General features: G+C 72.2%; 15 protein-coding genes. 8 read left to right on the forward strand and 7 right to left on the reverse strand.

What is annotated here, in order from left to right:
- The first annotated feature begins 64 nt into the window (after positions 1 to 64).
- Both ASF78_RS09445 and ASF78_RS09450 read left to right on the forward strand, forming a co-directional pair.
- Positions 65 to 589 (forward strand): hypothetical protein, encoded by a 525-nt coding sequence (locus ASF78_RS09445; RefSeq protein ID WP_056587280.1) that lies wholly within the window; start codon positions 65 to 67, stop codon positions 587 to 589.
- 226 nt (positions 590 to 815) lie between these two features.
- A complete protein-coding gene (locus ASF78_RS09450; protein WP_369816313.1) occupies positions 816 to 2,645 on the forward strand; it encodes an adenylyl cyclase in 1,830 nt (609 codons plus the stop codon).
- Between the two features lie 54 nt (positions 2,646 to 2,699).
- Here ASF78_RS09450 and ASF78_RS09455 read toward each other — a convergent pair whose 3' ends face one another.
- Together ASF78_RS09455 and ASF78_RS09460 are read right to left on the reverse strand one after the other, a co-directional pair.
- Positions 2,700 to 3,122, reverse strand: a complete 423-nt coding sequence (locus tag ASF78_RS09455; protein WP_156374092.1) for a hypothetical protein — start codon at positions 3,120 to 3,122, stop codon at positions 2,700 to 2,702.
- Positions 3,123 to 3,144: 22 nt separating this feature from the next.
- On the reverse strand, positions 3,145 to 3,747 hold the full coding sequence (locus tag ASF78_RS09460) for a class I SAM-dependent methyltransferase (protein ID WP_056587289.1): 603 nt from the start codon (positions 3,745 to 3,747) through the stop codon (positions 3,145 to 3,147).
- Between the two features lie 105 nt (positions 3,748 to 3,852).
- On the opposite strand from ASF78_RS09460, the gene ASF78_RS09465 reads away from it, so the two are divergent.
- From ASF78_RS09465 to ASF78_RS09480, 4 genes are all read left to right on the forward strand, one after another.
- Complete coding sequence (locus ASF78_RS09465; RefSeq protein ID WP_056587291.1) at positions 3,853 to 4,284, forward strand: YciI family protein; 432 nt, start codon at positions 3,853 to 3,855, stop codon at positions 4,282 to 4,284.
- Complete coding sequence (locus tag ASF78_RS09470; protein WP_056587293.1) at positions 4,284 to 5,540, forward strand: RNA polymerase sigma factor; 1,257 nt, start codon at positions 4,284 to 4,286, stop codon at positions 5,538 to 5,540. The genes ASF78_RS09465 and ASF78_RS09470 overlap by 1 nt, the downstream gene beginning before the upstream one ends.
- Before the next feature lie 13 nt (positions 5,541 to 5,553).
- The gene (locus tag ASF78_RS09475) at positions 5,554 to 6,816 is read left to right on the forward strand and encodes an MFS transporter (protein ID WP_056588440.1); all 1,263 of its coding nucleotides are present in this window, start codon (positions 5,554 to 5,556) and stop codon (positions 6,814 to 6,816) included.
- 101 nt (positions 6,817 to 6,917) lie between these two features.
- Positions 6,918 to 7,559: a GNAT family N-acetyltransferase gene (locus ASF78_RS09480; RefSeq protein WP_056587295.1), complete on the forward strand. Its 642-nt coding sequence runs from the start codon at positions 6,918 to 6,920 to the stop codon at positions 7,557 to 7,559.
- A 58-nt stretch (positions 7,560 to 7,617) separates the two neighbouring features.
- On the opposite strand, the gene ASF78_RS09485 is transcribed toward ASF78_RS09480, so the two are convergent.
- The 3 genes from ASF78_RS09485 to ASF78_RS09495 form a co-directional block, all read right to left on the reverse strand.
- Positions 7,618 to 8,817: an RNA polymerase sigma factor gene (locus ASF78_RS09485; protein ID WP_056587297.1), complete on the reverse strand. Its 1,200-nt coding sequence runs from the start codon at positions 8,815 to 8,817 to the stop codon at positions 7,618 to 7,620.
- 10 nt (positions 8,818 to 8,827) lie between these two features.
- Positions 8,828 to 9,169, reverse strand: a complete 342-nt coding sequence (locus ASF78_RS09490) for a YciI family protein (protein ID WP_056588444.1) — start codon at positions 9,167 to 9,169, stop codon at positions 8,828 to 8,830.
- Positions 9,170 to 9,250: 81 nt separating this feature from the next.
- Positions 9,251 to 10,096 (reverse strand): aldo/keto reductase, encoded by an 846-nt coding sequence (locus tag ASF78_RS09495; RefSeq protein ID WP_056587298.1) that lies wholly within the window; start codon positions 10,094 to 10,096, stop codon positions 9,251 to 9,253.
- An 83-nt stretch (positions 10,097 to 10,179) separates the two neighbouring features.
- Between ASF78_RS09495 and ASF78_RS09500 the strand changes: the two genes are divergently transcribed.
- Together ASF78_RS09500 and ASF78_RS09505 are read left to right on the forward strand one after the other, a co-directional pair.
- A complete protein-coding gene (locus ASF78_RS09500) occupies positions 10,180 to 11,097 on the forward strand; it encodes an SDR family oxidoreductase (protein WP_056587299.1) in 918 nt (305 codons plus the stop codon).
- Positions 11,097 to 11,609, forward strand: coding sequence for a TetR/AcrR family transcriptional regulator (locus tag ASF78_RS09505; RefSeq protein ID WP_056587301.1), 513 nt, complete (start codon positions 11,097 to 11,099; stop codon positions 11,607 to 11,609). Before ASF78_RS09500 ends, ASF78_RS09505 begins: the two co-directional genes overlap by 1 nt.
- Here the strand turns inward: ASF78_RS09505 and ASF78_RS09510 are convergent.
- Both ASF78_RS09510 and ASF78_RS09515 read right to left on the reverse strand, forming a co-directional pair.
- On the reverse strand, positions 11,590 to 12,018 hold the full coding sequence (locus ASF78_RS09510) for an SRPBCC family protein (protein WP_056587305.1): 429 nt from the start codon (positions 12,016 to 12,018) through the stop codon (positions 11,590 to 11,592). The genes ASF78_RS09505 and ASF78_RS09510 overlap by 20 nt on opposite strands.
- A 9-nt stretch (positions 12,019 to 12,027) precedes the next feature.
- Positions 12,028 to 12,900 carry a helix-turn-helix transcriptional regulator gene (locus ASF78_RS09515; RefSeq protein ID WP_056587308.1) on the reverse strand — a complete coding sequence of 291 codons (873 nt, stop codon included), beginning with the start codon at positions 12,898 to 12,900 and terminating at the stop codon, positions 12,028 to 12,030.
- Positions 12,901 to 12,940: the final 40 nt, after the last annotated feature.

The raw sequence follows: 12,940 nt of genomic DNA on the forward strand, positions 1-12,940 counted from the left end.
TCGGTTCCGCCCGCTACGCTCGCCAGCGTCGTCGACGGAACCCGACCGGAGGAGTGCCGCCACCGTGATCACCACCGTGCTGGACGTGACCGTGTCCGACGAGCCCTGGCTGGTGATCGTCGCGACGCTCGGCCCCCTCGTGGCGGCGATCGGCGCGATCGGCGCGCTCTTCGTCGGGATCCAGACGGTCCGGCAGCGCACCGCGGCCGACGCCCAGGCGCAGTGGTGGGCCCGCGTGCAGTGGGCCGCCGGACTGGCGTTCGACGCCGACGACGCCCAGCGGTCGGTCGGGTTCGACGCGCTCGCGCTGTTGGCGTCGTCCCCGCTGGCCGGTCCGGAGGACCAGGCGTTCCTGGCCGGGTTGTCGTTCGACGCGCTGCGGGCCGTGCAGGAGCGGGGGACCGTCGACGACGTGGACTTCGTGCCGGTCGACGACGAGGGGTTCGTGCGACCGTCGGACGCGCGGCCCGTCGTGGAGGTGTCTCGGTCCGAGGTCGCGGCCGCGCGGCTGCGGGTGGTGACCGACCGTGGCCGGGGGCGGTCGACGGAGGCATGGGTCGCCCGGCTCGCGGCGCTGCGCGAGGCCTGAACCACCGTCGGGAAAGCCGGGTAAACACTTACTGGGTTGTCACTATTGACACGTGACACCAGGCCGGTACCTTTTGTCCTGGCCGGCAACAAATGTCCGGTGCCCGGCGCCAACGGCGGTGCCTCCTCGCGTGCGGGGACCCGTCCTGCGACGTGCCCTGAGCGCAGAGAGGTCCCCCATGCACCTTGGTAGCCCCCCACGTCCTGGACGCCGGCGGACGGCGACGGTGCTCGTCACCGCGCTCGCCGTCGCGCTCGTCCCGCTCGTCGCGGCCCCCGCCGCGCAGGCGGCCGCGCCCGTCGACCTCGGCCCGAACACGATCGTGTTCGACCCCAGCCAGCCGATCGAGGAGATCCAGGCCACGGTCGACGCCATCGCGACGCAGCAGGTGCCCGCGCACTTCGGCGAGGGCCGGTACGCGTTGCTGTTCAAGCCCGGCACCTACGGCACGCCGGAGAACCCGCTGCGCTTCGAGGTCGGCTACTTCACCGAGGTCGCCGGGCTCGGCCAGGACCCCGGCGACGTCGTCATCAACGGCGCGATCGAGGTCTACAACCAGTGCCTGCCGGTGCCCGAGGGTGCGCCGGCGAACTGCATCGCGCTGGTCAACTTCTGGCGCTCGCTGTCCAACCTGACCATCCAGTACGCGGCCGGCGACGCCGACGGGTGCCGCAGCTCCGCCAACTTCTGGGCCGTCTCGCAGGCCGCCCCCATGCGCCGCGTGAACGTCACGGGCGCCAACCTCAGCCTGATGGACTACTGCACCGATGGACCGCAGTACGCGTCGGGCGGCTTCATCGCCGACTCGACGCTGCCCTACGTGGTCAGCGGCAGCCAGCAGCAGTTCCTGGTCCGCAACGGCTCGGTCGCCGGGTGGAGCAACAGCGTCTGGAACCAGGTCTTCGCGGGCGTGCAGGGCGCTCCCGCCACCGACTTCAGTCCCGTGGTCGGCGAGCCCAAGTACACGACGCTCGACACGACGCCGGTCTCCAAGGAGAAGCCGTACCTCTACGTCGACGACGCGGGGAGGTACAACGTCTTCGTCCCGTCGGCGCAGAAGGACTCCGCCGGGGCCACCTGGGCGACGGGCAGCACGCCGGGCAAGTCGATCCCGATCAGCAAGTTCTTCGTCGCCAAGCCCGGTGACAGCGCCTCGAAGATCAACACCGCGCTGGCCCTGGGCAAGCACGTCCTGCTCACCCCGGGCGTCTACCACGTGAACAGGACGCTCAACGTGCTCTGGCCCAACCAGGTGGTGCTCGGGCTCGGGCTGGCGACGATCATCCCGGACAACGGGGTCGTGGCCATGCAGACGCTCGACGTCCCGGGAATCGACATCGCCGGGATCATGTTCGACGCCGGCACGACGAACTCCCCGGCGCTCCTGCAGCTGGGCACCAAGCTCTCGTCGCTCGACGCCAGGTTGAAGCGGCCGCTCCTGAGCAGCGCGAACAACCCGACGTCCGTGCAGGACGTGTTCTTCCGGATCGGTGGCGAGGACGTCGGCAAGGCCACGCAGAGCCTCGTGGTCAACACGAACCAGACGATCATCGACCACACCTGGGCGTGGCGGGCCGACCACGGCACCGGCGTCGGCTGGGACATCAACACCGCCGAGACCGGCGTGCTCGTCAACGGCAACGACGTCACCGCGACGGGCCTGTTCTCCGAGCACTACCAGAAGTACAACGTCATCTGGAACGGCGAGCGCGGCAAGACGATCATGTTCCAGAACGAGCTGCCGTACGACGCGCCCGACCAGGCGTCCTGGCAGCACGACGGCGTGAACGGCTGGGCCGCCTACAAGGTGAACGACAAGGTCAAGGTGCACGAGGCCTGGGGCATGGGCGCGTACATCTACACCAACGTCAACCCGACCCTGCATGCCACCCGGGCATACGAGGTGCCGGTCACGCCGGGCGTGAAGCTGCACAACGTGCTCACGGTGTCGCTGAACGCGGCGGGCACGATCGACCACGTCGTCAACGACACGGGCGACCCCGTGACGCCGACGTTCGCGGGCCCGAGCACGGTGGTGGAGTGGCCGGTGCCGTGACCTGAGAGTGGTACGGAGGGGGCCCGACTGCGCGAACAGAGCGCGGTCGGGCCCTCAGTCGTCCGGCAGGGCGAGGCCGAAGATCCGGCGCTGCGGCGGGGCGAGCGTGTCGGCGCCGGGCTCGGGGGCGGGGAAGCCGTCCGAGCGTGGCGGCCCCACCCAGAGCCGCCACCCGTCGCCGTCGCGGTACACCTGCCCCGTCGTCTGCAGGTGCGCCCGGCCCGCGGCGTCGAGCTGCGCGCGGACGGACTCCTCGTGCGACGGCGGGACGAAGCCGACGGTGTGGTTGCGGCACACGATCACGACGTGCTCGCCGCCCTCCGTCTCGAAGGTCAGCGCGACGGGTGCGGGCGCAGAGCCGCGCTCGGCGCCCGTCAGCGCCGCCGACAGACCGGTCTGCAGCGCAGCGGCCTCCCCGGCGACGAAGCCGTCGCCGACGTCCGCGGTGACCTGGCCACGGCGCGTGAACATTCCCACGGGACCAGCGTCCCACTGCGGCTCAGACCCGGGCGACCAGTGCGTACCGCTCGTCGGTGACCGGTCCGCCCCAGAGCGCCTCCTCGGCGCTGAGCGACTCCACCCGGAACCCGCTGACCAACGGTCCGACGACGGCCGCGAGCTCGGCCGCGGTGATGCCGGCGTTCGTGGACCAGCGGCCCTCGACCAGGACGAGCGCGCCGCCGGGGCGGACCAGCGAGACCCACCGGGCCAGCGCCGCCCGGGGGTCGGGCAGGGCCCAGACCACGTGGCGCGTGAGGACGACGTCCACCGGGTCGCCCGGGGGGTCCGCGGCGTCGCCGACGACGAACGTGGCGCGGAGCCCTGCGGCGTCGAGCTTGGTGCGTGCGCGCTCGACCATCTCCGGGGACAGGTCGACGCCGGTGACCCGGTGGCCCGCCTGCGCGAGCAGTGCGGCGAGCGAGCCGGTGCCGCAGCCGAGGTCGAGCACGTCCCACGGCCCGGTCGGGAGCCAGCCGGCCAGGCGGGCGGCCCACGCCGCGCGGGTGCGGGGGTCGCGCAGACCGTGGTCGGGCTCGTCGTCGAAGGTCGGCGCCGCCGCGTCCCAGAACCGCGCGACGCCGGAGAGATCCGAGGAGGACATTCGTCCACGCTAGGTGTCGAAGAACGCTGTCGCCGTTCGACGGCACAGGTGAAGGCCCGGCCCCGGCACTAGCGTCGAGGTGGCCACCGAGCGAAGGAGAGCACCATGAAGGTCCTGGTCATGATCAAGGGTGACGGCGCCGACGAGGACAAGGTCACCCCGACCGACGAGATGTTCGCCGAGATGAACGTCTACAACGAGCAGCTGGTGAACGCCGGGATCATGCTCGCCGGCGAAGGCCTCCAGCCCAGCAGCAAGGGGGTGAAGGTCGTCTGGGACACCAGTGGCGAGGTGTCCGTGGTCGACGGGCCGTTCGCGGAGTCGAAGGAGATCATCGCCGGCTACTGGGTCTGGCAGGTGAGCTCGCTGGACGAGGCCGTCGAGTGGGCGAAGCGCTGCCCGTCGACGCCCGAGATGCGGTCCGAGCTCGAGATCCGGCCGTACTTCGAGATGGAGGACTTCGCGAAGGTCGTCTCGCCGGAGATCCTCGCGAAGGAGCAGGCGCTGGTGGACCGGGTCAAGGAGCAGCACGGCTGATGTCCGACGCGAGGCGGACCGTCGAGGTCATCTGGCGGATCGAGTCGCCGCGACTGATCGCCTCGCTGACCCGCCTGGTCCGGGACGTCGGACTGGCCGAGGAGCTGGCGCAGGACGCGTTCGTCACCGCGCTGGAGCAGTGGCCCGTCACCGGCGTCCCGGACAAGCCGGGTGCGTGGCTCATGGTCACGGCCCGGCACCGGGCGATCGACCTGATCCGACGGGAGCAGAACCGGGACGCGAAGTACGCGGTCCTCGCGCACGGACTGGCCGACGAGGACGCGGCCGACCGCATCGTCGATCAGCCCATCGGCGACGACCTGCTCGCACTCGTGTTCCTCACCTGCCACCCGGTGCTGCCACGGGAGTCGCGGATCGCGCTGACCCTCCGCCTGTTCGGCGGCCTGACGACCGACGAGATCGCGCGCGCCTACCTCGTGCCGTCGCCGACCGTCGGGCAGCGGATCTCCCGCGCCAAGCGCACCCTGGCGGAGGCGCACGTCCCGTTCGAGGTGCCGCAGGCCGACGCGTTGCCGGCGCGCGTCGGGTCGGTGCTCGAGGTGCTCTACGTGATCTTCACCGAGGGCCACGCCGCGACGAGCGGTCCCGCGTGGGTCCGTCGGGACCTGGCCGACGAGGCGATGCGGCTGGGCCGGGTGCTCGCCGGCCTCCTGCCGCGCGAGCCCGAGGTGCACGGGCTGGTCGCGCTGATGGAGCTGCAGGCGTCCCGGTTCGACGCCCGCGGCGACGGCGTGCTGCTGCCGGACCAGGACCGTCGGTTCTGGGACCGGGCCCTGATCGAGCACGGGCTCACGGCGCTGGACCGCGCGACGACGCTGGGCAAGCCGCTCGGGCCGTACACCGTGCAGGCCGCGATCGCGGCGTGCCACAGCCGGGCGCGCACCTTCGAGGACACCGACTGGGAGGCGATCGTCGCGCTCTACGACGCGCTCACGCAGCTGACCCCGTCGCCGGTCGTCGAGCTCAACCGCGCCGTGGCCGTCCTGCACGCGGACGGGCCGGAGGCCGCGCTGGTGGCGCTCGACGCGATCCGCCACGACCCGCGGCTCGTGCGCTACCACCTGCTCGGCGCCGTGCGGGCGGACGTGCTGGTCCGGCTCGGACGTGCCGACGAGGCCGCCGAGGAGCTCGAGCGGGCGGCGGCCCTGGCGCCGACCCAGCGGGAACGGAACCTGCTCATGGCTCGTTCGGCGGCCGTCACGGAATCTCCCGTGCTCGATGTCGGAGGCGACTGACACCATGAGCGACATGACCGAGGACACCCCGACGCAGACTGACGCGCCCGTCGAGGAGCGGCCCGGCTGGCGCCGGGAGACCACGATCTTCCTCACCGGGCAGACGGTGTCGCTGTTCGGCTCGATGCTCGTCCAGTACGCGGTGATGTGGCACCTGACCCTGGAGACCAAGTCCGGTGGCGTCATGGCCCTGTACGCGGTGTTCGGGTTCCTGCCGCAGGCCGTCATCTCGATCTTCGACGGTGTCTGGGCGGACCGGCTGGACCGCAAGAAGCTCATCATCGGCGCGGACGCCACCATCGCGATCGTCACCCTGGCGCTGGCGATGTTCATGGCGGCCGGCGCCACGGACCTGTGGCTCATCTTCATCGCCATCGCGATCCGCTCGGCCGGTGCGGGGATCCAGATGCCGGCCGTCGCGGCGCTGCTCCCGCAGATCGTCCCCGCGGACAAGCTCATGCGCGTCAACGGCATCAACGGCACCATCCAGTCGGCCATGATGCTCGTCGCCCCCGCGGCCGCCGCGGCGGTGTACGCCAGCATGTCGATCGTCGCGGTGTTCTACATCGACGTCGTCACCGCGGTCATCGGCATCGGCCTGCTGCTCCTGGTCACCGTGCCCCGGCTGGTCCGCTCCGAGGAGAAGCTCAGCTACTTCGGCGACCTCGTCGGCGGAGTGAAGTACATCGTCACCCACGCGTTCGTGCGCTGGGTCCTCGTCCTGTACGCCGTCGTGTTCGTGCTCATCGTCGCGCCGTCGTTCCTGACGCCGCTGATGATCGTGCGGACGTTCGGCGAGGAGGTGTGGAAGCTCACCGTCAACGAGCTCGCGTTCAGCATCGGCATGGTGCTCGGCGGTGCGGCGATCGCGGCGTGGGCGGGGAAGTGGAACCGCGTGCGGATGATCCTCATCTCGACGCTGGTGTTCGGCGTGATTTCGATCGGGCTCGGGCTGTCCACCAACCTGTGGGTGTTCTTCGCGTTCATGTTCCTGCTCGGCCTGTCCGTGCCCGCGTTCTCGACGCCGTCGTTCACGGTGCTCCAGGAGACCGTGGAGCCCGAGATGCAGGGGCGCGTGTTCGGGTTCGTCGGGATCGTGATGGCGCTGTCGATGCCGTTCGGCATGGCCGTGTTCGGACCGCTGGCGGACACGTTCAGCGTGGAGTCCCTGCTCATCTGGGCCGGGGTCGCGCTCCTGCTCGTGGTCGCGCTCGCGCTGGCCATGCCCGGGGGTCGGCGCTCGATGCGCGCCGCCAACGAGCACGCGACGGTCTGAGCGGTCGCAGGCACGCGCGCTTCCGACGAGGGCGAACCTCGCGGCGGGGCGACTCCGCAGAGTGCCCGACGTGCGGCGGCGTCGTCGGGCAGGATGTCGCCATGCTCGCCCCGATCACGCTCACCGGTCGCCACGTGCGGCTGGAGCCGCTCGCCCTGACCCACGTCGTCGGGCTCGCCGCCGCAGCCGCCGAGGAGCGCGGCAGCTACGGGTACACGTGGGTCCCCGACGGGCTAGACGAGACGCAGACCTACGTCGAGGCGGCCCTGGAGCACGCGTCCGGTGGGCGCGCGATCCCGTTCGCGGTGCGGCGGCTCTCCGACGACGCGGTGGTCGGCAGCACCCGGTTCCTCGACCTCGAGGTGTTCCAGGAGCCGGCGCCGTGGCCGCCCGGCATCGGGACCGGCGGGGTGCCCAGCGACGAGAACCCGCCGTCCGTCGCCGAGATCGGGAGCACCTGGTACGCGGCCTCGGCGCAGCGGACCGCGATCAACACCGAGACCAAGCTGCTCCTGCTGACGCACGCGTTCGAGACGTGGCGGTCGCTGCGGGTCACCCTGAAGACCGATGCGCGCAACGCGGCGTCGCGACGGGCGATCGAGCGGATCGGAGGCCGGTTCGAGGGCGTCCGCCGCGTGCACACCGTCGCCACCGACGGCGGTCTGCGGGACACGGCGTACTTCTCGATCGTCGCCGCGGAGTGGTTCGTCGTCCGCGCAGGCCTGGTCAACCGCCTGGCCTGACCCCCATCCCCCGCAACGTCCGCACATCGGTGGGTTCCAGCGCTTCTTTGTGCGGACGTCACTGATCCGCTAGCGCTGACCGTTGGTGGAGCAGGAAGTCGCGTTCCGGGGCGGTGGTGGTCAGGGCCAGAGCCGCGTCGTACGCCGCGGTCGCCTCCGGGCGGCGGTCCAGGCGGCGCAGGAGGTCGGCGCGGACCGCGTGGAACAGGTAGAAGCGGTCCAGGGGCAGGTCGTCGACGAGGGCGAGCCCGGCGGCGGGCCCGTCGAGCTCCGCCACGGCCACGGCGCGGTTGAGGGCGACCACGGGGCTCGGCGCGATCGACATGAGCTGGTCGTAGAGGATGACGATCTGCCGCCAGTCCGTCCCGGCGGGCTCGCTGTGCACCGCCTGCATCGCGGCCTGCAGCTGGTAGGGACCGAGGTGGTCGCGGCGCAGGCACCGGCGGACGAGCTCGCGGCCCTCGTCCAGCTCGCCCGGGTCCCACCGCGAGCGGTCCTGGTCGCGCAGCAGGACGAGCGAGCCGTCGGCGGACACGCGGGCGTCGCGGCGGGCGTCGGTGAGCAGCAGGAGCGCGAGCAGCCCGAGCGCCTCGGGCTCGTCGGGCATGAGCTCGACCAGCACGCGACCGAGGCGGATCGCCTCGGCGCACAGGTCGTCGCGGACGGCGGCCCCCGAGCCGGTCGTGAACACCAGGTAGACGACGGCGAGGACGGCGCGGAGCCGGTCGGGCAGGTCGGCGTCCGAGGGGACCCGGTAGGGGATGCGGGCGTCGCGGATCTTGCCCTTCGCACGCACGAGGCGCTGGGCCATCGTCGGCTCGGGGACGAGGAACGCCCGCGCGATCTCCGGGGTGCTCAGCCCGCCCAGCAGCCGGAGCGTCAACGCCACCTGCGCCTCGACGGACAGCGCCGGGTGGCAGCACGTGAAGAGGAGCCGCAGCCGGTCGTCGCGCACGGGTCCCTCCTCCACCGGGTCGTCGCGCTGGTGCAGCAGCGCCGCCTGCGCGTGCCGGTCGTCGCGGGACGCCTCGCGGCGCAGCCGGTCGATCGCCTTGCGCTTGGCCGTCGTGATGATCCAGCCGGCCGGGCTGGGTGGGACGCCGTCCGTCGGCCAGTGCTGGACGGCCGCGACGAACGCCTCCTGGACGGCCTCCTCGGCGACGTCGAGGTCGCCGAACGACCGGGCGAGGACCGCGACCGCGCGGCCGTGCTCCGCGCGGAACACCCGCGCGATCGCGTCCTCGTCCGCGGTCGTCACGGAGCAGCCATCAGTACCGGAACGGCCGGACCTCGATGGGCAGGCCCGTCGCGACGGCCAGCTGCCCACCCCAGTCCATCGCCGCGTCGAGGTCGTCGACGTCGACGATGGTGAAGCCGCCCAGGTGCTCCCGGGCCTCGACGAACGGGCCGTCGGTGGTGACCACCTGACCGTCCGTGGCGCGCAGGACGGTGGCCGTGCTGGGGTCGTGCAGACCGCCGGCGTAGACCCAGATGCCCGCGTCGCGCATGGCCTGGTCGACCGCGCCGACGGCTTGCATGACCGGTTCGAGGACCTCGGGGGCGGGTCGGGGTCCGTCGGGCTCCATCACGCTCAGCAGGTAGTGGCTCATCGCGTCCTCCTCGGGGTGCGGCACCGGCCCTGCGCCGGCTGCTCACCCCTCATACGAACGGTGGGCAGCCGGATCGACAGGTCAGTCCGCTGCCACCGGAACGTAGTCGAACGTGTCCGGGTCCGGGCCGGTGCGCTCGTCGCGGTTGAGGCTGGTGATGTCGGCGACGTCGACCTCGGAGAGCTCGAAGTCGAAGATCGCGAAGTTCTCCTCGATGCGGCTGCGCGTCACCGACTTGGGGAAGACGATGTCGCCGCGCTGGAGGTGCCACCGGAGAGTGACCTGCGCGGGGGTCTTCCCGAGCGACTCCGCGATGCGCACGATCGTCGGGTCGTCGAGGACCTTGCCCTGCGCGATCGGGCTCCACGCCTCGGTCGCGATGCCGTGCTCGGCGTCGAACGCGCGCACGTCGTCCTGCGTGAGGTACGGGTGCACCTCGATCTGGTTGACGGCGGGCGTGATGGTGGTCTCCGCGTGCAGGCGGCGCAGGTGGCCGGGCTGGAAGTTGGAGACGCCGATCGACTTGGCGCGGCCGGACCGGTAGAAGTCCTCCATCGCCTTCCAGGTGTCGACGAAGCTGCCCACGGTCGGCAGCGGCCAGTGGATGAGGAAGAGGTCCACGTAGTCGAGACCGAGCGTGTCGAGCGTCAGGTCGAACGCGATCGCCGCGTCCTCCGGGTCGTGCGCGTCGTTGTTGAGCTTGCTGGTGATGAAGACCTCGTCGCGAGACAGGCCGGACGCGGCGAACGCCTCGCCGACTCCCTGCTCGTTCTTGTACATCTGCGCGGTGTCGATGTGGCGGTAGCCCACCTCGAAGGCCTGCAGGACCGCGTCCTTGGTCTCGGCCGGGTCGATCTGGAAGACGCCGAAGCCCAGCTGGGGGATCTGCACGCCGGTGTTCAGGGTGATGTTCGGGACTGTGGTCATGCCTCCCATTGCAACCCGCGCGGCGACGTCGCGCCTGTTAAGGTGCCAACTAACCAGTTGGTTGTCCCGCGCTAGGAGCCCAGATGTACGTCGTCCCCGACCAGACCGGACGCACCGTCGTCGTCACCGGCGCCAACAGCGGCACGGGACGGGAAGCCGCCGAACGCCTCGCCGCCGCCGGTGCCCACGTGATCCTCGCCGTGCGCAGCGCGGAGAAGGGCGAGAAGGCGCTCGCGGAGATTCAGGCTGCGCACCCCGACGCGTCCGCCGAGGTGCGGATCCTCGATCTCGCCTCGCTCGCGTCGGTGCGGTCATTCGCCGACGACCTCGGCCGCGACCTCGACCACCTCGACACCCTGGTCAACAACGCCGGCGTGATGACCCCGCCCACCCGCCACGAGACCGAGGACGGCTTCGAGCTGCAGCTGGGCACCAACTACCTCGGTCCGTTCGCGCTGACCAACCTGCTCCTGCCGCTCCTGCTGGTCGCCCCGGAGGGCCGGGTCACCACCATGAGCAGCGGCATGGCGGCAGTCGGGCGCATCCGGTTCGACGACCTGCAGTGGACCCGGCGCCGGTACAGCCCCACGCGGTCGTACGCGCAGTCCAAGCTGGCCGACCTGCTGCTCGCCCGGCAGCTCGCGCGCGTCTCGATGCAGCGCGGCTGGGCGCTGCGCAGCAACGCGGCCCACCCCGGGTTCACGCAGACCAACCTGCAGACCGCGGGTGCGTCCCTCGGCAAGGACACCGTGCACCGCTCGTCCATCGCGCGCTTCCCGTTCGTCCCGTCGCAGCTCCCCCCCGAGGGCGCCGAGCCGATGCTGTTCGCCGCAGCCGACCCGCGCGCGGTCGAGGACGGCTACTACGGCCCGACCGGCCGGTTCGGGCTCGTCGGCCCCACCGGTCCCGTCCGCCTCAGCCGCCGCATGCGGGACGACCACACGGCCGCCCGGCTCTGGGCGGTGGCGCAGGACCTGACCGGCACGACGCTTCCCGCGTGATGGCCGCAGACACGCCGCGCCGGATCCTCGACGCGGCCGCCGACGAGTTCGCCGAGCGCGGGCTCGCCGGGGCACGGGTGGACCGGATCGCCGAACGGGCCGGCGCCAACAAGCAGCGGATCTACGCGTACTTCGGCAGCAAGGACCGGCTGTTCGAGCGCGTGGTCGAGGACCGGATCGAGCAGCTGCTCGACGCTGTGCCCTTCGACGCGGTCGACCTGCCCGGCTACGCGGTCCGGCTCTGGGAGTTCAACCTCGCGCACCCGTCGCTGGTGCGGCTGCTCCTGTGGCACGCCCTGGAGCGGCCGGGCGTGCAGGTCGGGCACTCGCAGGCGTCGCACGCCCGCAAGGTGGCTGCGCTGCGGGCCGTGAGGGGCGACGACGAGTGGCCCGCGGACCGGCTGCTCGGGCAGGTGCTCGCGCTGGTGCACGGCGTCACGCTCGCCCCGGGACCGGACCCGGAGCACACGCGCGCCGACCTGCGCCGCGCGGTCAGCCGGCTGGTCGGCTGACGGGCTCGACGACGGCGCGCAGCCGCTCGGGCTGGATCCCGTCCTCCTTGGCGATGGAGCGGCGGATGACCGGCGCGAGCACCTTCAGCGGACCGCGGACCTGGACGTCCGCGAGCAGGTGGAGGCTCGTGCCGCCCGCGGAACCGGTCAGCGTGTAGGTGTACAGGGCGGTCACGGGGCCGGAGCGCGACAGCAGGGCGAGCGTGCGCGGCGGGTCGAGGGTGTCGACGACCGCGGTCCGGTCCTTGCCCCGGACGGTGAACGTCACGACGGCGCCCGGCGACACCGGTCCGCTCATCGCGGTCACGCCCGGCATCCACCGGGACGCCAGGGACCAGTCGGTGAGCGCCGCCCACACCGCGTCGGGTGGGGCGGCGATGGTGGTCGTGGTGTCGATGGCGGTCGTCATGGCGCGACGCTAGGCGACCCCGCCGACGGGGTCTTGGACGGGATTGACCACCGGAGCGAAGCCCGGCTCCGTCGGGGCGTCCCCGTAGACCGCGCGGTAGGCCGCCACGTACGCGGCGGGCGTCGTCCCCGTGTGGCGCCGGAAGTGCCGGATCAGGTGCGCCTGGTCGTACCAGCCGCGCTCGGCGGCCACCTGCCCCCAGCCGACCGGGCGACCGGTGTCGAGCGACGCCAGCAGGTCCCGCATCCGGGTCACCCGCGCGAACGTCCCAGGGCTGAGGCCGACCACGCGTCGGAACCCGCGGTCCAGGTGGGCGTGCGAGAGGTGCAGCGCGCGGGCCACGTCGGCGACCGGGCGCCCCGGGTCGGCGACGAGGGCGGCGACCGCGGCCTCCACCGCGTCGGTGCAGCGGGGCAGCGCGGGCTCGTGCACGGCGACGGACTCCCGGAGCGTCTCCTCGACCGCCGCGATCATGTCGGCCGGCTCGTCGAGCCCCAGCAGCTCGCGGCGCACCGCCGCCCAGGGCTCCGCACCCACCAGGCGGCCCCGCAGCGCGCGCGGGTCGACGCCGAACGCGGTCGCGCAGCCGACGGGTGTCGCGACGACCCCGACGCACCACGTCTCCCCGAGCGGGCGGTTCAGCATCGGCTGGTCGTCGGGCCCCAGCAGGAACCCGGTCCGCGCGACGTGCCCGTCGCCGTGCCCGTTGCGTGCGACCTGGGCGATGGGCGCCCCGAGCACCAGCCCGAGCACCGCCGAGCCCGTCGGTGCGATGCGTTCGGCCGGCGCACGCAACCGGCCGCGGGCGTACCAGATGCCCGCCACGTACCGCCCGAGCGGACCGGTCGGCTCGTGCGTGAGGTAGGTGAAGTCGTCGGCCACCCGTCGATCGTCGCGCACTGTCGGAGGTCGGTGGAAAGGT

This window comes from Cellulomonas sp. Leaf334 (genome assembly GCF_001424195.1).
GTDB lineage: Bacteria > Actinomycetota > Actinomycetes > Actinomycetales > Cellulomonadaceae > Cellulomonas.